General features: G+C 69.1%; 28 protein-coding genes and 1 pseudogene. 28 read left to right on the top strand and 1 reads right to left on the bottom strand.

All coding sequences use genetic code 11. The annotated features are described in order from the left end of the window. Nucleotides 1–1,002: 1,002 nt before the first annotated feature. The 25 genes from AB0F38_RS31060 to AB0F38_RS30940 all read left to right on the top strand — a co-directional run bounded on the left by AB0F38_RS31060 (nt 1,003) and on the right by AB0F38_RS30940 (nt 18,923). Nucleotides 1,003–1,455 (top strand): hypothetical protein, encoded by a 453-nt coding sequence (locus AB0F38_RS31060; protein ID WP_361900688.1) that lies wholly within the window; start codon nt 1,003–1,005, stop codon nt 1,453–1,455. Between the two features lie 71 nt (nt 1,456–1,526). Then, nucleotides 1,527–1,859, top strand: a complete 333-nt coding sequence (locus tag AB0F38_RS31055) for a hypothetical protein (protein ID WP_361900686.1) — start codon at nt 1,527–1,529, stop codon at nt 1,857–1,859. Between the two features lie 83 nt (nt 1,860–1,942). Further along, the gene (locus AB0F38_RS31050) at nt 1,943–3,679 is read left to right on the top strand and encodes a ParB/RepB/Spo0J family partition protein (RefSeq protein ID WP_361900683.1); all 1,737 of its coding nucleotides are present in this window, start codon (nt 1,943–1,945) and stop codon (nt 3,677–3,679) included. 130 nt (nt 3,680–3,809) lie between these two features. Then, a complete protein-coding gene (locus tag AB0F38_RS31045; RefSeq protein WP_361900680.1) occupies nt 3,810–4,277 on the top strand; it encodes a hypothetical protein in 468 nt (155 codons plus the stop codon). Between the two features lie 349 nt (nt 4,278–4,626). After that, nucleotides 4,627–4,989 carry a hypothetical protein gene (locus AB0F38_RS31040; protein ID WP_361900677.1) on the top strand — a complete coding sequence of 121 codons (363 nt, stop codon included), beginning with the start codon at nt 4,627–4,629 and terminating at the stop codon, nt 4,987–4,989. Nucleotides 4,990–5,101: 112 nt separating this feature from the next. After that, the gene (locus AB0F38_RS31035; RefSeq protein ID WP_361900674.1) at nt 5,102–5,758 is read left to right on the top strand and encodes a hypothetical protein; all 657 of its coding nucleotides are present in this window, start codon (nt 5,102–5,104) and stop codon (nt 5,756–5,758) included. An 88-nt stretch (nt 5,759–5,846) separates the two neighbouring features. Further along, entirely contained in the window at nt 5,847–6,338 is a 492-nt protein-coding gene (locus AB0F38_RS31030; RefSeq protein WP_361900671.1) for a DUF6573 family protein, read from the top strand. Between the two features lie 87 nt (nt 6,339–6,425). Beyond that, a complete protein-coding gene (locus tag AB0F38_RS31025; protein ID WP_361900668.1) occupies nt 6,426–7,160 on the top strand; it encodes a protein phosphatase 2C domain-containing protein in 735 nt (244 codons plus the stop codon). 89 nt (nt 7,161–7,249) lie between these two features. After that, nucleotides 7,250–8,056, top strand: coding sequence for a SprT-like domain-containing protein (locus AB0F38_RS31020; protein WP_361900665.1), 807 nt, complete (start codon nt 7,250–7,252; stop codon nt 8,054–8,056). 300 nt (nt 8,057–8,356) lie between these two features. Continuing rightward, nucleotides 8,357–9,043, top strand: a complete 687-nt coding sequence (locus AB0F38_RS31015) for a hypothetical protein (protein ID WP_361900662.1) — start codon at nt 8,357–8,359, stop codon at nt 9,041–9,043. A 73-nt stretch (nt 9,044–9,116) separates the two neighbouring features. Then, nucleotides 9,117–9,620: a hypothetical protein gene (locus tag AB0F38_RS31010; RefSeq protein ID WP_361900659.1), complete on the top strand. Its 504-nt coding sequence runs from the start codon at nt 9,117–9,119 to the stop codon at nt 9,618–9,620. A 71-nt stretch (nt 9,621–9,691) separates the two neighbouring features. Continuing rightward, nucleotides 9,692–9,868 (top strand): hypothetical protein, encoded by a 177-nt coding sequence (locus AB0F38_RS31005; protein WP_361900656.1) that lies wholly within the window; start codon nt 9,692–9,694, stop codon nt 9,866–9,868. 206 nt (nt 9,869–10,074) lie between these two features. Continuing rightward, complete coding sequence (locus AB0F38_RS31000) at nt 10,075–10,689, top strand: hypothetical protein (protein WP_361900653.1); 615 nt, start codon at nt 10,075–10,077, stop codon at nt 10,687–10,689. Between the two features lie 124 nt (nt 10,690–10,813). Next, a complete protein-coding gene (locus tag AB0F38_RS30995) occupies nt 10,814–11,818 on the top strand; it encodes a DUF3560 domain-containing protein (RefSeq protein WP_361900650.1) in 1,005 nt (334 codons plus the stop codon). 62 nt (nt 11,819–11,880) lie between these two features. Beyond that, entirely contained in the window at nt 11,881–12,117 is a 237-nt protein-coding gene (locus tag AB0F38_RS30990) for a hypothetical protein (RefSeq protein ID WP_361900647.1), read from the top strand. A 76-nt stretch (nt 12,118–12,193) separates the two neighbouring features. Next, a complete protein-coding gene (locus AB0F38_RS30985; protein ID WP_361900644.1) occupies nt 12,194–12,922 on the top strand; it encodes a hypothetical protein in 729 nt (242 codons plus the stop codon). Between the two features lie 444 nt (nt 12,923–13,366). Continuing rightward, entirely contained in the window at nt 13,367–13,777 is a 411-nt protein-coding gene (locus AB0F38_RS30980) for a hypothetical protein (RefSeq protein WP_361900641.1), read from the top strand. A 78-nt stretch (nt 13,778–13,855) separates the two neighbouring features. Further along, on the top strand, nt 13,856–14,926 hold the full coding sequence (locus AB0F38_RS30975) for a hypothetical protein (RefSeq protein WP_361900638.1): 1,071 nt from the start codon (nt 13,856–13,858) through the stop codon (nt 14,924–14,926). A 135-nt stretch (nt 14,927–15,061) separates the two neighbouring features. Continuing rightward, a complete protein-coding gene (locus AB0F38_RS30970) occupies nt 15,062–15,661 on the top strand; it encodes a hypothetical protein (protein ID WP_361900635.1) in 600 nt (199 codons plus the stop codon). A gap of 98 nt (nt 15,662–15,759) precedes the next feature. Continuing rightward, on the top strand, nt 15,760–16,149 hold the full coding sequence (locus tag AB0F38_RS30965; RefSeq protein ID WP_361900632.1) for a hypothetical protein: 390 nt from the start codon (nt 15,760–15,762) through the stop codon (nt 16,147–16,149). Nucleotides 16,150–16,290: 141 nt separating this feature from the next. Next, entirely contained in the window at nt 16,291–17,142 is an 852-nt protein-coding gene (locus tag AB0F38_RS30960) for a DNA-processing protein DprA (protein WP_361900629.1), read from the top strand. Nucleotides 17,143–17,221: 79 nt separating this feature from the next. After that, nucleotides 17,222–17,473: a hypothetical protein gene (locus tag AB0F38_RS30955; protein ID WP_361900626.1), complete on the top strand. Its 252-nt coding sequence runs from the start codon at nt 17,222–17,224 to the stop codon at nt 17,471–17,473. 98 nt (nt 17,474–17,571) lie between these two features. Beyond that, entirely contained in the window at nt 17,572–18,057 is a 486-nt protein-coding gene (locus AB0F38_RS30950; protein WP_361900623.1) for a hypothetical protein, read from the top strand. Between the two features lie 67 nt (nt 18,058–18,124). Then, nucleotides 18,125–18,490 carry a DUF6409 family protein gene (locus tag AB0F38_RS30945; protein WP_361900621.1) on the top strand — a complete coding sequence of 122 codons (366 nt, stop codon included), beginning with the start codon at nt 18,125–18,127 and terminating at the stop codon, nt 18,488–18,490. A gap of 136 nt (nt 18,491–18,626) precedes the next feature. Continuing rightward, nucleotides 18,627–18,923: a hypothetical protein gene (locus AB0F38_RS30940; protein ID WP_361900619.1), complete on the top strand. Its 297-nt coding sequence runs from the start codon at nt 18,627–18,629 to the stop codon at nt 18,921–18,923. Between the two features lie 211 nt (nt 18,924–19,134). Here the strand turns inward: AB0F38_RS30940 and AB0F38_RS30935 are convergent, their stop codons facing one another. After that, nucleotides 19,135–19,332: a hypothetical protein gene (locus tag AB0F38_RS30935; RefSeq protein ID WP_361900616.1), complete on the bottom strand. Its 198-nt coding sequence runs from the start codon at nt 19,330–19,332 to the stop codon at nt 19,135–19,137. A 338-nt stretch (nt 19,333–19,670) separates the two neighbouring features. Between AB0F38_RS30935 and AB0F38_RS30930 the strand changes: the two genes are divergently transcribed. The 3 genes and pseudogenes from AB0F38_RS30930 to AB0F38_RS30920 all read left to right on the top strand — a co-directional run. Further along, entirely contained in the window at nt 19,671–20,228 is a 558-nt protein-coding gene (locus AB0F38_RS30930; protein ID WP_361900613.1) for a hypothetical protein, read from the top strand. 153 nt (nt 20,229–20,381) lie between these two features. Next, nucleotides 20,382–21,587 carry a DNA cytosine methyltransferase gene (locus AB0F38_RS30925; protein ID WP_361900610.1) on the top strand — a complete coding sequence of 402 codons (1,206 nt, stop codon included), beginning with the start codon at nt 20,382–20,384 and terminating at the stop codon, nt 21,585–21,587. 93 nt (nt 21,588–21,680) lie between these two features. Continuing rightward, a pseudogene (locus AB0F38_RS30920) lies at nt 21,681–22,188 on the top strand (hypothetical protein); the annotation flags it as partial.

The following is a 22,188-nucleotide window of genomic DNA, read 5'->3' as shown; positions in this document are numbered from 1 at the left end:
GCGCGCGTCCCCCTCCGGGGGAACGACGCACGACCCTACGGGTCGTAAAGGACTATAAAGCCCTACGGGCTTTTAAACAATTCCTTCGGAATTGTTTATGAATTCCTCCGGAATTCATGGGTTGTCGAATCGTAGGGCAGGCCCAACGCTCCGCGCCGGGCCGGGTGGTGACGGATAGTCTGGTGACACTTCTTCCGGCTACGCCTACAGGATGAGCCCGCTACGCGGGCAGCTGGCCACAAGAGGGGGCGGGTTGGGGAGAGGTGACCCAATGGGCTAGCGGGACCAACGTACTGACTGTGCATCACCACTCACCCCCGAGTAGAGACTGGGAAAGTCCACCACCCCCTACGAACCATGTCACCCCGGGTGTGCATCACATCAAAGTCCGGGGTAGAGACTGGGATTCTGCGGCACCCCCAGCAGGAACCCAGACACCCGAAGAGAACACCTCGACCCGGAATTCCCAGCCCCTTTCTACCGCCGCCCGCATTCGGTCACTGAAACCCCGCTGAAGCCCGAGACGGCACCCCGACAAGCAGTCCAGGACACCCACCCGTACACGAGGCCCCACCGGGCACCCTGCCGCGTCGCGGTGGCCCACCGGCCGCCGCGACACCCCAGAAGCCAGCGCAGCGACCACCTTTCCCGCGACCGCCCCCACCCACCAGCCACCACACCCACCACCACACAGCAGGGCAGACCGGGGAGACAAGGGGAAGTCTGAGTACTCACCATCGAGAAAACGGGGGTTGACCAGGAAAAATGCGGGAGGCTCCGTTTTTTCGGTGTCGCCAATGTTGTCGCCAATGTTGTCGCCAATGTTGTCGCCATTGTTGTCGCCATTGTTGTCGCCGTCATGGCCCCCGTAAGACGCGCCGAAAAGTCGCGCCCGAAGCCCCCCGAGGGTGCTAATGATGATAGAGTTTCTCTTGTCAGCAAGTCGGAAGGGGGCGGCCCCCCGGATGACGCCCAAACCGCAGCTCACAGGGAGTACCCACCATGGCAGTTACCGTCAAGTCCAACCGTGACGTCATCCTCTCGAAGGGGCGCGAGATGTTCCTGCGCATTGCGCTGGAGCTGAAAGCCGGTCAGCACCTGCTGAACTGCACTATCGAGATGGTGCCCGGTGTCACGGTCCCCGCTCGCGTGCTGGTCGATGTCCCCGAGGATGGGTTCGGAATGCTCAGCCTGAACCACGCCCAGGTAACTACGTTCGCCACGGTTCTTGGTGCCGGTCTCGTGAACGCCGCCATCGAGGTTTGCCAGGTGACGGCCCGTTCTGTGTCCACCACTGGGGTCCCGATCGAGCGCGTGTGGGAGAAGGACATGGGAGTCGGTCTCTACGCTCTCACCGCAAGTGAGGCGAGCGCCCGCCGTGCGTCCGAAGTGGAGGACGGCATCACATTCCGTGACGCGTTCGCCTTGACGATTCCGAGCGGCATTCTGGTCTAGTGCTCATGTTCCGGGCGGTGGTTGGCCCCGCCGCCCGGAACTTCCCCAACCACAACCGCAGGAGAAAAGCTATGCCCCTCCCCCTGTATCCCGACTTCCCCACCATCGAGGCCCGAGGAACGCGCACCATTTACGACGTAGCCGTTCAACTCTCGCCGGATAAGTGGGAAGAGGTCGGCGAATGGGTCGGAGACCCGCACGCCGCCGGAAACGCCGCCATTGCCGCCTACCTCAGGTACCACCGTTCCGCGTACGTCGAAATTCTGATGGACGGCACCAATTTCGCCTACGTGACGCATCACCCGCGCACGCACGAGAAGACGCCGTTCCTGTGTCAGGTGGGAATGTGCGCCGATTCCCGCTGCGGTGAAGTCCCGCCCGAACAGTGTCTGTGCAAGAGCTGAATCCCCTTCACCCCGCCGGGACGGCGGTTTGGCCCCGCCGTCCCGGTCCCATCCCGAACCACCCCAGCAGAGGGAGTAACCCCATGAGCGAGAAGACCCCCGCCGCCCCCGCCCAGATTCCGACGGGTCTGGAGGCACTCGGCCACCTGACCGAGTTCGACCCCCGCACGCTGGAGCTGGACCCGCGCAACGCCCGTACCGAGAACGTGAAGCCGGATCACGCGTTGCTCGCGTCGGTCGAGCGGATCGGCGTACAGGAGCCGATCAGTGTCCGGCCGCTTGGAGACGGCCGATACGGGGTGTTCAAGGGTCAGCGCCGTTGGCTGGCCGCGACCGCAGCGGCGAAGAAGGCCGAAGCCAAGGGCAACCCCGTACGGCTCATCCCCGCTTTCGTGCGCGAGGACCTGAACGGCAACGACACCGAAGCGCTGCTGTTGTCGATGGTGGAGAACACCCAGCGCGCCCAGATGACGCACCGTGACACGCTCAATGGCGCCGCGCAGCTGGAATTGATCGGCGTGAACGAGGCTGATCGCCGTCGCGCAGCCGGAATCCTGGGATGGAAGCGCGAGTCCCTGCGAGCGGCGAAGAAGGCCTCCGCCTTGACGTCGGAAGGGCTCAAGGACGGTGCCCGCCAGGGTTTCGACCTGTCCGAGCTGGCCGACCTCCAGGACGTCGAGGAGGTCACCGGAGCCGCCACCAGGCTCGCCTATGCACGACGGAAGGACGTCGAGGCGAAGGGGAACACCCGGGGCAACTGGCAGCACGCCATGGCAACGCTCCGGCAGGAGCGCGACGAGCAGCGGAAGCGGCAGGCAGCCGCGCAGGCACTCACGGACGCGGGTGTGAAGGTCCTTCCCCGCTACGCCCGGAGCGACGACACCGCCCGTCCGCTGGACCAGATCTCCACGCGGCTCGGTAAGGAGCTCACCGCGAAGACGCACGCCCAGTGCGCTGGGCACGCGGCACGGCTGGACGAGGACGCCGAGCCGGTCTACGTCTGCACCGATCCGGAGAAGAACGGCCACACCGTCAAGGACGCCCCGGACGCTGCGGAGGAGGCCGAGGCGAAGGACGCGGCGCGCGCCGAGCGTAAGCGGGTCATCGAGCAGAACAAGGCCGCCCGTGCCGCGCGTGAGGTGCGTCAGGAGTTCGTTGCCCAGCTGTGCAAGGGGAAGACCCTGTCGGACGCGGCATGGACGCTTGTGCTCACCACGGTGATGAACGGGTCCGACACCTACCGGAAGTTCCTCAACAAGACCCAGGCGAAGGCGACGGCCGCAGTCGCCAAGTTCACCGCCGGGCCCGCTCCCGAGGACAACGCGCCCGACCCGTTCACCCCGCTGATTCAGCGGACCGGGAAGGCCCGCCGCCCTCAGCTGATGATGGCCCAGGTGGCCGCAGCGTTCGAAGCCGAGATGAACGACAAAGCATGGTCGGAGAAGACCACGGCTCAGGTCATGTGGCTGACGTTCCTTGAAGGCGAGGGCTACACCCTGTCCGCGCACGAGTCCGCGATTCTCGGCCGGGCCGCAGCGCCCGAGACCGCGCCCACCGAGCCGACCAACCTGACGAATGAGGAGGAGCCGCAGGAGTCCGAGGAGGAGGCACAGCCCGAGGCGCAGCAGGCCGAGGAGGCCGACCGCCCGGACGCGGACGACGCCCCGGACGCACCGGAGGAGGCGCAGGCCGAGGGCGCGGCCGAGCCGGAGGCGCCGGAGAGCGCCCAGGAGGCCGATGGAGGAGCCGAAGAGGGAGACGCCGGGCACGAGGCCGAGGAGGCCGCCACGGCGCCGCAGGAGGCCGCACAGCAGGAGTAGCCGCCACGGGGCGGACCGGCCCGAGCACCGGTCCGCCCCGCAGCACCCGCAGCACCCGCCGGGTGGGTTGGCCCCCGCCCGGCGTCCCAGACCTCAACGTTCCAGCCGGCAAAAATCGAGGAGCCCCAACGTGTCCAGGTTCATCACAGGCGCCCGCCTGGTTTTCCCGCTCGCCGACGTCGTGGCCGCAGCCGAGCACGCCGCAGCCTCACCAGCTCACAGGATGGTCGACGGCAACATCAGCCCGTCCCCCGCCCTGTGGTGGGTTTCGGATGACGGAACGTATCTGATGAGCAACGGCATTCCGGCCGACGGCGCGAAGGCCGACGACGACCCCCGCCGCAAGGTCCACGCCGAGGGCTGGGGGCCGGGCACCGACACATGGGAACTGCTCGGCGGAGACGACATCTGCGAGCCGTACCCACTGTGTGAAGAGGGTTCGGCGGAGGACGGAGACACATTTCTCGGCACGCTGCGCAGTGCGCTGGCAGAGGGGAACACCGATCTCGTCTGGGAAATCAGCGCCGCCGGGTGGTGGGAGACCCGGGTGACTGCCACACGTCGCAGGACCGGCCGGACGGGCCGCGCCCGGGGGTGAGTGGCGTGTGCTCCCGGTAGGAGCGACGAGAGGGCGGGGCCGGACGCAAATGCGTCCGGCCCCGCCCTCTTTCCGTGTGTGTGGCGGTCCGGCGGTCGTCCGCCGAAGCGGGCCGCTTTCGCGGTTGGCCCAACCGCCGGACCTTCCCAAACCACAACCCAGCAGGGAGGACCGGAAACCGGTTCCGCGCAGAGCTGCGATACGCCTCCAATCATAACGGGCCGTGCGATTGGTCCGAGCGCCATGCGCAGCGCACCACCACGAACGGCATTAATCCTGGTAGAATTCTTTATGTCGGCAGGTTGGCCCCGGTCGACATCCCAGACCGCCTCACCAGGGAGTTTCCGCAATGACCGCTCAGGATCACCGGCCCCGCAACGCGGCACCGGCCGACGACATCACGCCCGGGGAGCGCGCGGCGCTCGATGCGTTCAACATCACCGATGCCGACGTGAACGAGGCTATGACGCCGGTCGTCGAGCAGATTCGGACGATGGCCGAGGACACCGGCACGGACCTTGAGGAGTTCTTCCTGTCCCTCGATGAAGAACTCTTCGGCGCACTGTGCGTCGGATACCTGACGGCGAAGCGCGCCGGGCACACCGGTGCCGCACTGGAGCGGAAGGCCGAACGCTTCACCTTGGCTGTGCTCGCACGGACTGGGCGCGCCGACCTGGGTCCGCTCGCCCAGGCGCTGGGCCGCAGCCGGTAGCGCCCACCGGTGGGGGCGGACCAAGCAGTCCGCCCCCACCGCCCGAGGCCAGTTCCTGGACCGGCTGCGCCCACGCCGGCCGTTCCGTCCGCCGCGCCCGGAGGCAGATCCCATGACCGCAGGTTCTCTCACGCTTCGCTCGCCCCGTTTGCTCGTGCTGCGCGTGTCGGTCACGGACGGGAGCGGCACGGTCCGCCGTTCGTGGTCCATGCCCGCCGCCCCGTTCGGGACCCCCGCTTGGCAGTTGCCGATGCTGGCCGCCCATCTGGTCGCGCTGAACCGGACGCAGAGCGCGCCGACCGTGGAGCGGTTCGCCGCCCACCTGTCCGCGCGTACCGGCGGGGCCGTGCCCGTGCCGCTGGACGCCTACCCCTACGACCCGATCCACGATGCGCGGGTGGCGTGCTGGATCGACGTCCACGCCGAGCCCGCGCAGGGCAACGAGCGCTGGCCCCGCGTCGCACTGTCGATGCTGGAGCAGGAGGCCGGGCGGTGTGGGTGGAGCCGGATCACGCGGCACCGGGGCGCCTACGCGGTGATCGCGCACGCCTATCAGGAGATGACGGCGGAGTCGGAACTACTGGCGGGCCGGATGCGGACCAGGCCGGACCAGGGGACGGCCGAAGTCCACGGGCTGGCCGAGGAGATGCGTGCATGGTGCTGGCGAGCGCACCGTCAGGCGCGGGCCGAACAGTTGCTGACGGACGCCGGGAAGCCGCGCGAGAAGAAGCAGGAAAAGCGCAGGTCGATCGCGCTCGCGCTCCACTGAAATCGCTCCATAGGTGCTAGAATTCTTTATGTCGGGAGGTTGGCTCCTCCCGACATCCCGAACCGCAACACGCGAAGGAGTCCCCTCAGTGGAAACCCCGGACATTCTCGCCCGCATCGAAGACGACCTGTCCGTCAGCGCGGACGCCATGCGGTCCATCCCCGCAGGCTCCACCGCCGCCGGTCCGGAGCCGTTCGGCCCGATCATCGACAGCTACTCGCGGGCCGACGCGATCGCAGACGGAACACTCGTCGCCGCCCCCGAGGGCATTGCCCGCGAGGCCGGTTTCCGTGTCCCGGTCGCGATCACCCGCGCAGCGTGGACCGACTGCGTTCAGTGGAGCGACGCGGACAGCGCCAGGCAGACCCCGCAGAACGAGGAAGGGCGCCTGTGGGACGTCCTGTACATGAGCACCTTTGCCGCCCGCCGCTACCGCCGGGCCACCTTTCCCGTGGAGTTGTACCGGGTGCCCCGAGGAGGCCGCGCCCACGCGGCAAGGCCCGTTGAGCTCACGTGCCGCCTGCACCAGAACGACAGCGGCGAACAGGTCGCCACGATCAGCCTGCCCGACGAGGACTGACAGCCCCTGCTGGCCGGCGCCGCGCCCACGCGCGGCACCGGCCGCCCTCCCCCTCCCCCGTCACCCGTTCCGCACCCAGGAGCAGCCATGCCGGTCCGCTGGATGTCCGCCACCGCCACCGATCAGGGCCCGCGCCGATTCATGGCCGACGCCGCCGCCATGTACCGCAACCGGGGCAACGGCCACCGCGCCTGGTCGGTTGCCGACGGAATCGGCGACGACTACGAGCCCGCCCACGCCGCGCAGAGCGCCGCCCGCATCGCCGCCCAGGCCGCCACGACGGGCGGAGCCGTCCACGGCATCACCACCGCGCGCAGGCTGCTGCAGCACGAGTACGAAGGCGCGCCCCGCGGGCAGGCCGGTGACGCAGTGATGGTGACCGCAGTCCCGTTCCCCGACGCCGCAGGAGGCGGCTTCGATATCGCCTGGGTCGGCGACTGCCGCGCCTTCACCGTGCGGGACGGAGTACTGCGCCAGGAAACCGCCGACCACACCCAGGGCGCAGCGATGCGGGAGAGCGCGAACGAGTGGACGCGTGAGATTGCGCCGGGTTACGACCACGTGGTGACGCGCAGCGTTGTGCGTGACACCGAGATCGCGTCCGTCCGGATCACGGGCCCGGTCGAGCGGCTGTTGCTGTGCACCGACGGAGTTTCCAGGATTCTGCCGGCCGGAGTCGTCGCCGCGATCCTCACCGGTACAAACTCCGCCCCGAAGGCCGCCCGTGCGTTGGTGGCCGCCGCCCGGGCCTGCCCGTCCGCTCGCGACAACATCGCCGTCACCGTGCTGACGCCGAGTCGGAAGCGACAGCAGACCCGATAGGGCGCCAGTCGCCGGGCAGGGAGGCAGGCCGCCCTGCCCGGCCCCTCACCGAATACAGCCTGCCCCCAGTTCTCACGAAGGGAGTACCCATGCCCAACCTGTCCGAGCAGATCAGTACCGCCCTCACCGCGTCCGGCATTGTGAGGGGCTTCACCGTCGATGTCCGCGTCAGCAGCCGCCGCCGGACATGGGGTATCACCGTCAAGCCCGGAGGCACGAGCCTCACCCTGCACGCACCGGCCACGGCGCAGCCCGAGGACGCCGTGACGTTCGTTCGGCGCGTCGAACACCGCATCGGTCGAGCCGCCAACAAGGCCCGTGAGTACGCTCCCGAGCACCCGGTAAAGCGGCTGGTCGGCGGTGAGGCGTACTACTGGCTCGGCCAACCGGCGCGTCTGCGTGTGCTGGAGGAAGCCGCTGTACCGGTGGAGCGGGTGAACACCGGCTACGGCTGGTGGTTGCATGTCGACCGCCGGGCCGTAACCGCCCACGGCAGCCGCCCCTTTGTCCGTTGGTACTGCGCCCAGGGCACCGAGTGGCTGAAGAGGGAGGCGCCCGCGTGGTGGTCCCGCATGACTGCGGCCGGCCGGGACCCCTTGCCTGAACTACGTGTCGCCGATATCGGCCGTAAGCGCTGGGGCAAGTACGAACCGAAACGGCACAGAGTCACCCTGGCTTGGCAGACGCTGCAACTACCGCTCCCACTCGTCCGTCACATCGTCGTGCACGAGCTCGCCCACGCCACAAGGCCCCGCGGGCAGGCCCACGGCCCGGAGTTCTGGCGCGTGATGGAGCGCGCCATGCCCGGTGCGCGCGCAGATAAGCGACGACTGGACGAGCAGGGCCGCACCATCTGGATGGGAGACATTCACACCGTTCGGCCGACAAGCCCGTAACCATTCCCACGGCCGGGCACCGCCGGAACTGCTCCGCACACCGGTTCTGAAAGCGCGCCGAACGCCGTCCCGTTGACTCGACAATTGTCCGCCGGATTCCCTCCTTGAGGAATTGCCTTTCGGCTCACGTCTGCCGTCAGAAAGACACGAAGAAAGCAGTTCAGGTATCGGGAAACGCGAATTGCGTTCACCATGACACCCCAACGAAGAACGCTACACGTGGTAGAATTCTTTATGTCAGAAGGGGTTGGCCCCCCGCTGGCACCCACGCCACACCCCAAGCAACCGGAGGAAACCCCCATGGCACGCCTGCGCAGGACCACCATTCCGCCCCGCTACACCACCGCGCCCCCGCTCGCCGGGCACGGCCACCGTGTCGTCGACACCCGCAACGGCTACACCCTCACCGAGCGCCCCAGCGTCGAGACCGCCCGGCTGGCCGCCGGGGAGCTCAACACCTCCCCCCGCGCAGCCGTCAATGCCGTTCGGGCCCTGGACGACGCCCAGACCGGCCCCGCCGCACACGTACTGCGCAGTCTGCGCCGCTACGGCTACCACTGGGCACTGGAGCAGCGCGAAGCCGACACCCTTCACCGCTACTGGGAGTTGAAGGAGCTCACCGAAGCCGGTCATCTGGCCATGGTGTGGAGCCTCCAGGGCAAGCCGTTCTATGTCACGCCCGAGCGGTACCAGGCTCTGCCCATCGTGTTCCTTGAGGACACGGGCAAGGAGTTCCCTGCCGTCCCGGAATCCGAGCTTGGCCGTCGTCGCGAGCGGCTGGAGGCGATGCCGTCCAAGGAGCGGTACTCCCCGTGTGAGCTGCACGGCATCAACACGGGCAAGTGCGCCATCTGTATGCCGGTCGAGGCGTGGGAGTGCGATTGGGGCACGTGCTGGGCGAATTCCGTGACCGTGATCGAGGGCCGCCCGATGTGTGAGCGCTGCGCCCCGTCGATGGACTCGAGGCTGTACCTCCGCGAGCGCTGACACTCGCCGTGCCGTCCGGGGGGCGCCGGTCACCGGCGCCCCCCGGAACCCGAACCCGAAGGGAGCAGCACCGATGTTCACCCCGATCATCTGCGGGACGTGCGGGCAAGGAAAGTACGCTCCGGCCGGCCGGAACCTGTACGCGTGCACGTGGTGTGGCCACACGCTCGCGGACAGCGATTTCGTTCTGGACCCCGAAGAGCGGCTTGTCTGCCGTGACGGCGTCATGCACACCCGGGTCGTCACCGGCCTCTACGAGGTCCTGCCCACCCACGGGGTGCAGTCCGCGTACGTGCAGGCCACCCTCATGCGCGCGCTGCTGTCACAGAACGTCTTCACCGGCACCGACCAGGTGAACGCCGCCAACCGGCTCAAGTTCGAGGAAGCTTTGCCGGAACGGGGTCCCTGGATCCTGGACCTCACTGAGCTGCGCACCCTCGTGACCGCGATGCGGTGGCGCAAGTCCCCCACCGGCTTCCCCGACCCCCGCCATGACGCGATCGAAGCCGAGATCCGCCGCGTCTACGACGAAGCGGTACGCAGTCTGTCCCGCGAAGCCGTCGACAGCGCCCCGTAGGACCGCCGCCCGCTCCTCCTGCCGGGCCGCCGCGCGGCGGCCCGGCCCTCTCCCTCACGGAAGGACCTGACGTGCCCCCACGTGACCACGGTTCGCACTGCGAATGTCGTGCCTGTCTCTGCGACTGCGGCTGCTACCAGTTCGAGCCGCGCGAGAAATGCCATCCGGACTGCTCGTACAACAACATCGGCGCCATGTCGGATCACTGCTATCCGCCCGCGTACGAGTACCGCGTGACCTACTTCTGACCGTCCCGGCCGGCCGCGATGGCACAGCCGGGCAGACAGCGCGGGGCAACGCGGAGCACGGCCCAGGCCGCCGGTGGGTACGGGCGGGCTGCCGCGGCCGGACGGTGAAGGAGCAGCCAGCCCAGTAGGCCGAGCACGCGGCCGACGTATTCAGCAGCTGCCCGGGCGCATGCTGCGCCCGGGCAGCACCCCACACGCGAGGCGTCATGCAGGAATCCGACTTTGCCCGCCTGGCCGGCCAGATCGCCGCGCGGCTGAGCGGCGCGGCGGGTAACTGGCGCAGCGGTCCGGCAACAGGCTGGGCCGCAGCCGCCCAGCTGCGCAGGGACGATGGGCTGCAAGTCGTCCTCATCCTGAACGGGCGGAGCATCACCGCCCGGGGAGGGTGGCCAAGCGGTCCGCGCCCGCCGTCCGGGCCGCCCGCACCTCAGATCACCATGGCCGCGGCAGGCTCGGAGTACGTGAGCGGGCACATTCGGCGCCGCCTGCTGGCCCGGTACGAGGAAGTGTTCGCCCAGTGGCAGAAGGGCGCCGAAGCGACCGAGGCGGAGCGGAGCGGCCGGAGCGCGGCCGCGGCCCGCATTGCCGCCGTGCTGGCCCCGATTCCGGCCGGGCACACCTCGACGGAGGCGCATGACGGGCACAGGTCGACGAGCGTTCGGCGGCTCGGCCCAGGGGTCAATGTCCGGGCCTCAGTCGGACCGTCCGGCGGCACGGTCGAACTGTCCGTGAGCGGTCTCACCGGGAGTACAGCGGTCGAACTCTGCGCCCACCTCGCGCGGCTGACGCACGTTGCGGACACCACCGGAAATGCCGACTGAAACAGCCTCCCACCTGCACAGACAACCCACTCGCCGCTATAGTCGTGGTAGAGTTATCTCAGTCAGACGGGGTTGGCCCCCCGGACGGCGCCCAGACCACACCTGCGATTCCGGAGGTCCATTCGTGATCACCATCCGTCATACCCGCGCCGATGGCACGCTCATCGAGGGAAGCGAGAAGGGTGACGGTGTCTACGACATCGTCCGTCACCGCGGATTCCGCTACTTCCCGTCGATCCGTCAGATCGGCATCATCGGCTCCCGCGACCGGGCCGCCCAGACGTGGAAGATCAACCCGGCGGCGGAAGCGCTGCGCGAGGCCGGATTCGAGGTGACCGTCGTCATCGACGAGGACACCCGGCGTTCCTTCGCGGAAGCCGAGGCGGAGAAGACCGAGCGTGCCGAGGACCGCGCGGTGCGGTACGAGGAGCGGGCCGACCGGGCGCAGGGCAGCAGCGACCAGCTGCGGGCCGAGGCCAGGCGCCGCATGGACTCCATCCCGTTCGGGCAGCCGATGATGCCGGACCACCACTCGTACAGCCGGGACCGCAACTTCCGTGACCGCACCCACCGCATGTACGGCAAGGCGATCGCCGAAGGTGAGCGCGCGGCCTACCTCGCGGGCCGCTCCGAGGCGGCGGAGAACACTCAGCGCCACCGCAACAACCCCGCCGTCACGCTGCGCCGTATCGCGAAGCTGGAGGCCGACTTGCGCCGGGTGCACCGGCGGCAGGCAGGCCAGTCCGCCCATGGATTCCCCCTGGAGCTGACCCCCGACACGGTGGCGGAGCTCGGGCGCAGGGAAGAGGAGATCGCGGAGGAGCTCACCTACTGGCGCACACTCGTCGCCCAGGCCGAGGCCGACGGATTCAAGGTGTGGGGAAAGGCCGACTTCACCAAGGGCGACTTCGTGAAGTCCGGGAGCCGTTGGTACGAGGTACTGCGGGTCAACGCGAAGTCGTTGACCGTACCCGGCGGTCCCGACATCAAGCCGGTCGTCAGCGCCGAAAACCGCGCCTACAGCTGGAACGACCGCCTCCCCTACGACAGGGTGGCGGGCCGCATGTCCGCCGAAGAGGCGCGAGGCAACCCCGCGCAGCGCACAGCCACCCCGCAGACCAGCGACTGAGCCCCAGGCACCTTCCCCTGCCGCGCCCCGGGGCGCGGCCCCCTTCCCGGAAGGACCTGCCCATGCTCACGTTCGACCCCACGACGACCAGCGGGAGCGCGCTCGCCTCTCTGTTCCGTGTGTGGTGCTCACTGCGCGGCACCGACCCCGAAGGCGAGGTAGACGGCGCAGACATGACGCAGGCCGTCGCCGAGCACTTCGAAGCCCTCGGACTGGACGTCGGCGGGCCCGCGGACCAGGTCGACGCGCCCGCCCTCCGCGACGCCGCTGCCGAGGAAACGCGCCCGGCAATGCGCTGACAGCCAGCCGCCCAGCGCGACAGGGCGGCCCGGTCGCACCCTCCGGCCGGCCGGGCCGCCCTGCCACAACCCCGCCATGCCACAGGCCCCGGACCGGGCCGCTCCTGAATGTGAGGCCACGATGGTCAGCACCGCCATGCCCGATATCCGTACGCTCGCCCCTGCCGTCGCCACCAGTCTCGGCGCCGGGTGGAAGAGCGAGCCCCACCCCGAACACCCCCACGCCAGCGCCTGCCTGACGCACGAGGACGGCCGCCAGGTCCGCCTGTACGTCGACCAGTACGCCAGCCCACGGGCGGCACGTGTCCAGGCCTCCGGCCAGGAGCCCACGCCGCCCGTCGGCATCCTCGTGAAAGACACAGGTATCGACTTCGGTCACATCACGATGGCAGCAACCAAGAGCGCCAGGCAGATTGCCGCCGACGTGAACCGGCGTCTGCTGCCCACACTCGCCGCCTCGCTCGCGCAGTGGCAAGCCAAGATGGACACGCTGTGCGCGGAGGAAACCCAGCGCACCGCAGCCGCCCGCTGTCTGGCCGCCGCGCTCGGAACACCGTCGGTGACCCGAGCGAGCCATGGTTCCGCCTGGGACACGCGGAAGCTGCACATGCAGTGGTCCGGAACAGCCCGAGGCACCGAGCGGCGATGGATGACCACGCCGCACGCGTCCGTAGAGGTCGACGCGGACAGCTCCAGCGGCGCGTACGTGAAGATCGAGCTCTCCGGCCTCACCGCCACGCAGGCAGAACGGGTACTGCGCGCACTCCTCGATGAGGAGCAGCACGGGGATCCGTCCGACAGCTGACCCCCGCGGAGGGCGGCGGCCGCCCGGCGGCATCCCCGGCCGGCCGCCGCCTTCCTGCCAGTTCCTCGCGCTCCACTCGCCCGGGCCGCCGCAGCGCCCGGCATTCAGCTGACCAGCGACCCCGGCCCGCAACGCATTCGACCACCACCCGCCGACCCCTCCGGGCGCAGTGACGTGCGCCGCGCCCTCCCGTAGGCCGGGCGGGTCCGCCGGCCAGCCCTTGACCAGACCACGGCCACCGGGCAACCGCCCGCCCGGTGGCCGTTGCATTGTGGCTCGGGTGTGTTCGGGGTGCTGGCGTCCGGCCGGGCTCCGAAGTCGTGAGCGCAGAACTCGCCCAAGAATTCGACTAGATTGATGATAGAATTCTTTATGTCAGGAAGTCGGAGGGTTTGGCCCCCCCAGATGGCGCCCAAACCACATCACCGCAGCTCAGGAGGGCATGTGCCAGAACCCAGCTCCCCAATCGAAGTGCTGGTCAGCAACAACGATCGCGACCGGTACCCCGCCGTCGTCCACCCCGACGAAGCCAACGCAGAGGGCTTCGTGAAGCCCTGGTTCGACCTGGAGACCGTCCGGCGCATCGCCGAGAAGACGCAGGCCGACGCCGTCAGGTTCAGCTACGGCACCGTCGACACCGTGCACGTCATCGACGGCGGCATCGAGCAGGGCGAGCCCCGCGCGCTGGTCGTCGTCGTCACATGGACGCGCATCCCCGAGAAGGGCGTCGACGGAGCCACCGAATTCGTCGCACCCGACCAGGGAACCGGCCGATACGCCATCGGCGGCCTCCCGTGGTGCTGGTACGCGCTCGACGACCAGCTGAACCTCAACTTCCCCTTCCGCGCGAAGTAGTCGGCCCTCCCGGAGCGGACAAGCCCCGCCTGCTCCGGGCGCAGCCGAGTTCACCTCTCAGCCCGAAGGAGCAGCACCTTGACCAACATCGAAACCTTCGTATGCGTGGACGACGAGCACATCTACCCGGCCCGGCTTGACCGTGCGAACCGTTGGAACGGCTGGGTGTCGCCCGGCTTCACTCTGGATGCCGTGCGCGAGCTGGCAGCGCACACCGAGGAGGCCGTCGAGACATACGGCCACGACTGCGCCGACCAGATCACCGTCATCGACGGAGAGCCCCAGCCCGTCGTGCTGCACATCCGTTGGCAGTGGTTCGACCAGAACGCCCCGGCCAGTGCGGTGAACGTCGTCAAGCCCGACGCCGACGGCCTGTACTGGATCGGCGGCTGGGAGTGGACTTGGTACGAGGTCGAGGACGGCCCCTTGTTCTACAGTCGCCGGACGGCGTACGAGGCGTGGAAGCAGGTTCTGAACCGGAGCGCCCATCGCATCGGTGAGATCCTGCGGGCCCAGATGCCCGACGCCACGTCATGCCTCATCGACGTGACCGAGCTCGGGCGGATCGTCCAGGTCGACGGGGCAAACGGTGTCGTCTGGCCGGGCGCCACCGGCGAGGACGAATACGGGCCGTTCGACGCCGAGACACTCGGCGAGGCCGACGAGGTGCTGCGCCAGGCGCTCGACCACGGCCGCGACACGGTGGAGCTGGAGGTCAGCGAGTGGCGCCCCGCCCGCGACATCAAGCGCCCCGACCTGCACCGTGTCGTGTTCGCCCCGCCGGGTCTCGACCCGGTCGGTGACGGCCCGCTGAACGAGGCCCGCGCCAAGGCGACCGAGGCGCGGCGCGCCCTGCTCACCGACACCGTTCCCTACCTCGCGGAGGACGCCAGTGCGGCCTGCCCCGCTGCCGTCGGTGTGGTCGTCGACCCGACCGCCGAGCAGCCGTTCGTCATGTTCCTCGCGGACCACGCCCACCCGGGCGCGAGCTACTCCGTCCCCGCCCGGCTCGCACAGAAGGTCCATGACCGGCTGGCAGGCATGTTCGCCTACCGGCCGACCGCCGAGGACCTGACCGCCTGCGGCTGGACGGCCGTCGCTCCTCCGCAACTGGACGGCGCATACGCCCTGATCTTCCCCGCCGAGTAGTAGTGGCGGGCCCGGGGCGGACACAGCGCCCGCCCCGGGCCCCGACCGGCCGCATCGCCGACCGGCGCCGGCCATTGCCCTTTCGTCCGTTCCGTCGTCTGCGCGCCGCGCAGGGCGGCAAGAGGAGGAACGCTCGTGGCACACCCCGCGACCAGGTACCGCAAGGACCACGTCAGTACGCCCCGGCCCTGGGGGTACGAGTACGCGGCATTCAAGGAGTCGCACTTCGGCGAGGACTACCAGACGGGCTTTCTCACCGGCTGGGAGGCCGACGGCATGATCGGCCGGGCGGTGAAGCGCCGCAATCTCGTGGCCGTTGACGTGCTGGGCACTCTGTGGATCACACCGTTCCGGCGTTCGCGGCCCCGCATCGCGCTGACACCGGTCCGCGTGCTGGCGAGCCTGACCGGTCGCCAGCACGAGGATCTGACGCTGATCGAGGCCGCCGGGAGCCGTGCCCGTATCCGCCGCGCCGAGGACGGTGCCGTGAGTATCGAGGCGGGCATGATGCGTATCCCGCCCGCTGCGGCCTGGATCCTGCGGCGCCGGGGCTGGACAAGCGAGATCCCGCACACCGGACGCGTGACTGTCTCAGCAGCCGGCCGTATGGCCATGGTCCACCACTGGCACAAGTCCGAGGGCCTGAACAGGCGTCTGCTGACGGGCCTTTACCTGGACGCGGCACTCAGCTTGCCCCAGGCCCCCGGACTCGCGGAGATCCCACCCAAGAAATAGCGTAAATAGTGGTAGAATTCTTTATGTCAAGAAGTCGGAAGGGGTTGGCCCCCCGGACGGCGCCCAAACCGCATCACCGCACCCCAGGAGGGCCCGTGATGGACCGCATCACTGTTGCTGTCGAGATCGACGGCACGACGCACCAGTTCACCCTGCTGCTCACCGAGCTCAACAAGCGCACCGAATCCTGCCCCGCCCTGCTGGGCGGGGACAGGATCGGCCTGGAAGCACAGGTGACCCTGCTGGAGCCCGGCCAGGACAAGGGGAACACGTTCTTCCTGTCCCGGTTGGTCGGCGAAGGGGACTGGGTCATCGACGCGAAGTTCGGGCCCAACAGCTTCCCCCACTGGAGCCACGGATTCGGCGCCCGGTACACGAAGCTGCGCGGCCTGCTGCCGGAGTTCGGCGACGTTCTGGACGACGCGGCCCGTGAGCGGAAGCTGGCCGCGGCGATCGGCCGGGACGTCCCGCTCGAACTCACCAGCTGACACAGCGCCCCCTCCCGGGGCAACGTCCGACAACTGCCCCGGGAGGAAGGCCCGCCAGATCGGGGCGGGGTGACCGTTGGCCCCGTCGCCCCGCCCCGCGGACCTGAACCACACCACCCACTTCACTGCGAGGTCTTCATGATGACTGCCCCCGTACGCAGCGAGCGCGCCGCCCGTGCCGCCCTCTCCCACTTCAGCCGGCCGGAGAATGTCGCCGCCGAACTGGCCCAGTTGGGGCCGGTGGAGCTCTGGGCGAAGCTCATCGAGGCCGACCCGACCGGACGGCCCCGCGGCTACGAGCCGGAGAAGGAGCTCGCCACGGCCGAGCTCACCGCCGATTTCGTCATCCCGGGTGAGCCCGCCTGGCCCGCCGCCCTGGACTCGCTCGGAGAGGCGCGGCCGCTGGGTGTGTGGACGCGCGGCCAAGGCGATCTGGCCGCCCTGTCGGCCCGCGCCATTGCCGTGACCGGGCGTCGCGCACCGAGCCCGTCCGGTGTCCGCGCCACGCAGGACACCGCACGGTCGCTCACCGAGGCCGGGCACACGGTCGCCTCCGCACTCTCGTACGGCATCGACACCGCCGCCCAGCACGGTGCCGGTGCACCGACCCTGGCCGTCATGCCGTGCGGGCTGGACACCTGCCACCCCTACAACCAGGCCGCCCTCCTGGACCACGTGACGACGAACGGCGGTATCGCCGTCAGCGTCTACCGGCCGGGGACGCCCACCAGCCGCCTCACGCTCTCTACCACCGCCAGGCTCCTGGCGGCCCTGTCCCAGGCTCTCGTCCTGATCGAGCCCAGCGACGACGTCGCCACCGTCCCGCTGGAGGCCGCCCGGGCCGCGCGGTACCTGCGCCGCCCGGTGCACGTGCTCACCACGACGGACCCCAGCACCAACATCAACCACACGAGCAGGACCGGCCGCCTGCTGAAGTCCGTCCGCGCCCACCGCACCACGCAGCTCGTCGACATCGTCACCGCGCTCGGCTGAACCCCCGGGCGGGCCCGGTCAGCCGGGCCCGCCCCGCGGTACAGCCCCGCTTCGCCACCTCCCGGAAGAAGGCACCGCCATGCGCGTCTCCGCCCGCCTCCGCCACCGCTTCCACCGCACGGCCCGGCTCCTGACCGCCAGACGCAGCGAGCCTGGGTCGCTGCCCGCCCTCCAGATGGCCAGTGTCCTGGTCTTCGCCTACATCGACGCCGACAGTTCCGCCGTCCGCATCAGCGTCGACCTGGACACGGCGCACCGTGCGCTGCTGCGCCCCGACCGTTCCGTGCCGCTGGAGATCACCGTGCAGGGCAGTCGCGTCTTCCGTGAATGACCCCGACGCAACACCCTAATCGTGGTAGAGTTCTCTTTGTCGGAACGTTTGGCCGCGAACCGACACCCGAACCGCATCCCGAGCAGCAGGAGGACCACGTGACCGGCAGCAACCCGCAGACCGCCGCACTCCCCGTCATCGGAACACGCGTCACCTACCACGGCAGCCTCACCCAGTACCACGGCCGCGGGTTCCTCCTCTTCCCCCACGACGTGAGCCTCTCCGCAGGGGAGACCCTGTACTGCGACTGCGACCACCACTCCCGCTACACGCTGGTCGACATCGAGTCCGACATCCCCCTGTTCCACGTCCGCGAAGCGAGCTTCACCGTTGAGGCCAGCGGGTGGTGGCCCGAGGACGCGATCGACATCGTGCACGGCGGATTCGTCTACAAGGCATCGCACGCCCTGCCCGGGGGCTCACCCACCACCCGCATCCTCGCGTTCCACACCGCCGGCGGCGAAGTGCTGAATCAGTGGGGCACCCTGCGCGAGATCACCGACACCGGCACCATCCGGATCCTCGACGAGCGCGGTCTCGACCCGTTCCGGGCCCGCCTGACCCCCTCACCGGCGAGCAGCTGACACGTCCGAGGGGGCGGCGGCAGCCGCCCCCTCCCGTCACCCGACTCACACCACAGGGGAGCTCACGATGACCGAAGCCACCACCGCCCAGGCAGCCCTCATCGCTGGGACGATCGTGCGCTGCCCGCGCTACGTCAACGGCGAGAACACCGGCCTGCGCAAGGCCGTCGTGCTCGGCCTGTGGAACGAGGACAACCCCAAGGGCGGATACCGGGTGTACTTCTACACGCTCGGCCCGGCCAGTTTCTCCCCCCGCACCGCCGGGCTCGCCTTCGCCCGCGAGATCGCCGTCCTCGGCACGCTCGAAGACCTCTCCGAGCGCACGCTGACCGGCATCTACAAGGGGCTCGGCGAATTCCCGGGGTCCACGTACGTACGCAACCGCGCGGGCAGCCACGCCTACCGGCTGCGCTCGGCCCGCCGCGCCCGATAGGCCCCGCCGCCGCCCGATGGGCGCGAAGGCATCCACGGCCACCGGCCCCCCGGCACGACAAGACATCGAAGTGCCGCACCCCGATCAGGTGCGTGCGGCCCGCCATGCCCCCGTCCAGAGGAAAGAGGCCTCCCGCATGAGCACCGAGACCCGCGAGTTCATCATCGTCGGCCAGGACACCGGCGTCAGCTTCACCCTGTGGGACGTCATGCCCGCCCCCACCGACCCCACCAAGCGCGACATGGCCATCGAGGAAATCGGGATCGACGTCCATGACGCGTTCGGCTCGTGCCACATGGAGTGGGCCGCCACCGCCACCGGGGCCGTGAACCAACTCCTGACGGACCTGCGCGAGCAGTCCGGCATCAACGACTACGCGCTGAGCGAGGCCAGCAACCGGGACGCCCTTACCGAGGAGAACGATCCCCGGTAGGCCCCCCTGTGTCCCCAGCCGTGGTTGGCCCCGCAGGCCGACAGGTCCGTCGCGAGCCGCTCCCACCAGGTCCTTGAGTCTTCGATGACGACCCCACCGGCTACGGACTGAAGGAGGATTTGTGGGAGTGGGCTGTGGCCCTTCTGGACAAACAAGAAGCGCTCGTACGCACCTCGGCGGCGCGTACGAGCGTCTGGGAGCTGGAGCCTACTCACTTCCTACTGCGAGCACCCCAGCCGATCGCAGCCAAGATGGTGACGATGAACCCAGCTGCCTCCGTGGTGGTCGCGGCTTTGGTGATCACAAGCGTTACCCCGAGCGACAGGGCTGCGATCGCCACAATCAGCGAGACCAACTCTCGCTGGAAGGTGTCGCGCTGGGGTGTTGCTGTCTTACGCTGGCGCGGCAAAGGACTGTTCCTCTCGGTTACTCCTGAAGGGCACAGCGCCTTGAGGCCTCCAGCCGCTCACTGCCAAGTAGCCGGCTGGGGGCCTTTTTTGGCGTGCACCTATCGTGCACGTGCGGTGTGACGAGCACCACCCGATCCGTAAAGTTTTTTTTGATTCCTCGGTGTCGACTAGGTCACAGCCATACTTCCATGGGGCAAGACGCCACTCCAGCATTAGATAGCAAGGCTCGCAAGCATTTGTTTCCGCACATTCACTCGCAGTGGCCGCCCTACGCCTGTGAACGTCACACTGGCACGCAGGCCCAGGTGGTCACCTCGAGCCAGCAGAGGCGTTCGAGGTGTCGCTGAACCAGGCCGAGTTCGCCGCCTACAAGGTGCACCGGGCCTACCTCGCCAGGCGCACCCTCGAGTGCCGGACCCTGCACGGGCGCAGCTACCGCGCCCCACGCTGGTGGTGCCGGCACGAGCGCACCGAGTCCTGCCGCCGCGCCCCTGCGGAGCAGGGCACTGTGCCCTCGTGCAGTGGTGGCCGGGCATGCCGGCTCCCCGCGCGCAAGGGGCAGTCACGGCGCTCGGTACGCACTCTGTTCGAGGGTGACCGGGCCGCGGCCGAGGCCTGGGTGAGCGACGCCGGATCCGAGGGGGCCCGGCTGGAGCGCGGGAGCCTGTCGGGGATCCTCCGCGCGGTGCACCAGGAGGCCGGCCCGGACTTCCCACACGGGATCGGATTCGTCATGGCCGCCCCCAAAGGTGCCCAGGACAAGCAGCGCAGCGGGCTCGAGGACGTCTGGTCGGCCGTCACCGGCCGGGCGGGAACGTGGCGCAGGCCGCTGCGCGGAGCGCGCCCGGCGCAGCAGCTGGGGTTCGCGCAGCCGATGTCTTCGGGGTGGGTGTAGCTCCCCACACTCCCGAACCGTCTTAGTTATGCTAGAATTCTTTATGTCAGGTCGGGTTGGTCCCCGCCTGCATCCCGAACCGCATCCGAGCAAGGAGCTCCGCATGAGCGACCGTATCCCTGTATCCCTCAGGTCCGGATATGGGCTGACGGCATGAGCGGCCCGACGAGCACCCACCTGTTCTGCGGGCTCGGTGGCGACACCCTGGGCTTCAAAGAGGCAGGCCTGGTTCCCAGGCTCGCGCTCAACCACGCTCCCGCGGCGGTTGCCAGCCACCGGCTGAACTTCCCCGACTGCGAGCACGACTGTGCCGACATCAACAACTACGACATGCGGCGCCTGCCACGGACCAGCGTCCTGTTCGGTTCGCCCATCTGCAAGGAAGCCAGCCCTGCCGGGGGCAACACGGCGGAGCGGACCCAGCTGGAGCTGGGCGAAGCCGACTCCTACGTCTCGCCGGCCACGTGGGAGCGGACGCGAGCCACCGCCTACGACCTGTTCCGCGCCGCCGAGGTCCACAACTACGACGCCGTCGTATGGGAGAACGTCCCGCGCTTCGCCCAGTGGCGCCTGTTCGACTGGTGGCTGCGCGGATGGGAGCAGCTCGGCTACGTGCCGCAGGTGGCATCGGTCAACTCGGCCCATCTGGGCGGGGACCAGGACAGTGTCAATCCCCGGGCGCGTCAGCACCGGGACCGTCTGATCGGGGTGATGGTCCGCAAGGGCATCAAGCCCCCGGACCTGCGAGTGCGGCCCGAGTGTGTGTGTCTGGAGTGCGGGCCGGTCATCGGGGTGCAGCGCTGGCGCAACCCGCGCGGGCGGAAGATCGGTTCGTTCGGGGTGCAGTACGACTTCATCTGTCCGAACCGGTCCTGCGGTCACCGGGTCGTCGCACCAGTCACCGACCCGGTGTTCGGTGCCCTGGATCTGAGCCTGCCTGAGCAGCGTTTCGGGGACGGCAAGCCGAACCGGAGGAAGTTCACCCCCTACCCGGACACGACTCGCGCCCGGGTCCAGGCCGCTCTGGACCGCTTCCCCGCCTCGCAGGCGGGCACCGGTGCCGATGGATCGGACTACCTGATCGTGCATCTGGGCCGGAACTCCAATCCGCGCACCGTGCAGCAACCGCTGAGCACGGTGGCGTGCAAGCCCCACCACGCTCTGGTGCGCAGCGGCGTGAGCGTCGACGAGTGCCGGATGCGGATGCTGCGCCCGCACGAGACCGCACGGATGCAGCGGTTCCCCAAGACGTATGCGGTGACGGGAACCGTGGCCGAGCAGTACACGCAGATCGGCAACGCCGTTCCCGTCAACCTCGCCCACTGGGCGGGTGCCCGCCTACTGGCCAGCCTGGCCTGAGCGCGGCACCACGCATTTCCCGGGCACCGGCGGCGGTTGGCCCCGCCGCCGGTGGCCTGTCCTTCCCGACCGCACCCATGAGGAGCCCGCATCATGACCCTCTTCGTTCCTGACTCCCGCCGCGAGGACGAGCCCGCAGGAGGGCGCCCGCAGACCGGTCGGCCCCAGGCCACCGCCCCGCGAAGCACGCAAGGCCACCGCAGCATCCTGTCGGCGGGCTTCAGCACGAGCGGCGTCACGTCCACGCACCTGTTCGCCGGAGGGTGCGGCGACATGGTCGGCTTCGCCGGTGCAGGGTTCGAGCCGCAGTTCGCCGCGAACCACATGGCGGCCGCGATCGACACCGTCCGCCGGAACTTTCCCACAGTGCGCTACGAGCGCTGCGACATCAACAACCTGGACTTCCGGCACATCCCCCGCACCCGTGTGCTGGTCGGCTCCCCCATCTGTAAGGAAGTCGCTCCCGCCGGAGGGAACTCCACCGCCAGCCAGAAGCCCGTCACCGGCCCAGGGCTCTTGCAAGGTCGAATTTCTCTGACGTTTGCGCTGGTCAGCGGGGGATGTCGAGGAGGTCGAGTGGGGCGGCGAAGGGTTCGTAGGA

The sequence above is a fragment of the Streptomyces sp. NPDC025273 genome (assembly GCF_040638585.1).
Taxonomy (GTDB): Bacteria; Actinomycetota; Actinomycetes; order Streptomycetales; family Streptomycetaceae; genus Streptomyces; species Streptomyces cinereorectus.
The sequence above is the reverse complement of the archived record's forward strand: the minus strand, read 5'-3'. Positions and strand labels throughout refer to the sequence as shown.

Coding starts and splice junctions, on each gene's coding strand:
- AB0F38_RS30925 (WP_361900610.1), top strand. CDS start 20,382: ATGAGCGGCCCGACGAGCACCCACCTGTTCTGCGGGCTCGGTGGCGAC.
- AB0F38_RS31020 (WP_361900665.1), top strand. CDS start 7,250: ATGCCCAACCTGTCCGAGCAGATCAGTACCGCCCTCACCGCGTCCGGC.
- AB0F38_RS30985 (WP_361900644.1), top strand. CDS start 12,194: ATGCCACAGGCCCCGGACCGGGCCGCTCCTGAATGTGAGGCCACGATG.
- AB0F38_RS30945 (WP_361900621.1), top strand. CDS start 18,125: ATGACCGAAGCCACCACCGCCCAGGCAGCCCTCATCGCTGGGACGATC.
- AB0F38_RS31025 (WP_361900668.1), top strand. CDS start 6,426: ATGCCGGTCCGCTGGATGTCCGCCACCGCCACCGATCAGGGCCCGCGC.
- AB0F38_RS30955 (WP_361900626.1), top strand. CDS start 17,222: ATGCGCGTCTCCGCCCGCCTCCGCCACCGCTTCCACCGCACGGCCCGG.
- AB0F38_RS31050 (WP_361900683.1), top strand. CDS start 1,943: ATGAGCGAGAAGACCCCCGCCGCCCCCGCCCAGATTCCGACGGGTCTG.
- AB0F38_RS31040 (WP_361900677.1), top strand. CDS start 4,627: ATGACCGCTCAGGATCACCGGCCCCGCAACGCGGCACCGGCCGACGAC.
- AB0F38_RS31060 (WP_361900688.1), top strand. CDS start 1,003: ATGGCAGTTACCGTCAAGTCCAACCGTGACGTCATCCTCTCGAAGGGG.
- AB0F38_RS30965 (WP_361900632.1), top strand. CDS start 15,760: ATGGACCGCATCACTGTTGCTGTCGAGATCGACGGCACGACGCACCAG.
- AB0F38_RS30960 (WP_361900629.1), top strand. CDS start 16,291: ATGACTGCCCCCGTACGCAGCGAGCGCGCCGCCCGTGCCGCCCTCTCC.
- AB0F38_RS31015 (WP_361900662.1), top strand. CDS start 8,357: ATGGCACGCCTGCGCAGGACCACCATTCCGCCCCGCTACACCACCGCG.
- AB0F38_RS31000 (WP_361900653.1), top strand. CDS start 10,075: ATGCAGGAATCCGACTTTGCCCGCCTGGCCGGCCAGATCGCCGCGCGG.
- AB0F38_RS31010 (WP_361900659.1), top strand. CDS start 9,117: ATGTTCACCCCGATCATCTGCGGGACGTGCGGGCAAGGAAAGTACGCT.
- AB0F38_RS31035 (WP_361900674.1), top strand. CDS start 5,102: ATGACCGCAGGTTCTCTCACGCTTCGCTCGCCCCGTTTGCTCGTGCTG.
- AB0F38_RS30940 (WP_361900619.1), top strand. CDS start 18,627: ATGAGCACCGAGACCCGCGAGTTCATCATCGTCGGCCAGGACACCGGC.
- AB0F38_RS31055 (WP_361900686.1), top strand. CDS start 1,527: ATGCCCCTCCCCCTGTATCCCGACTTCCCCACCATCGAGGCCCGAGGA.
- AB0F38_RS30990 (WP_361900647.1), top strand. CDS start 11,881: ATGCTCACGTTCGACCCCACGACGACCAGCGGGAGCGCGCTCGCCTCT.